Annotated in this window: 1 rRNA gene; it reads right to left on the bottom strand. The window is 53.5% G+C overall.

Going from position 1 to position 241, the window contains the following annotated elements:
• A 23S ribosomal RNA gene (locus AC0V2Y_RS28990) occupies positions 1–241 on the bottom strand; the annotation flags it as partial.

Here is a 241-nt window from a genome sequence, read left to right as displayed (position 1 = left end):
GCCTTCTATGAGACAGAAACTGACTATTCCAACAGTCAGACAACCTTCCGCGATCCGTCCCCCCATCGCATCATACGACGGTGCAGGAATATTAACCTGCTTCCCATCAGCTACGCATCTCTGCCTCGCCTTAGGGGCCGACTCACCCTGCTCCGATGAACGTTGAACAGGAAACCTTGGGCTTACGGCGTGGAGGCTTTTCACCCCCATTATCGCTACTCATGTCAGCATTCGCACTTCT

The organism is Janthinobacterium sp. BHSEK, assembly GCF_056174685.1.
This window is presented reverse-complemented; position numbering and strand designations above follow the sequence as displayed.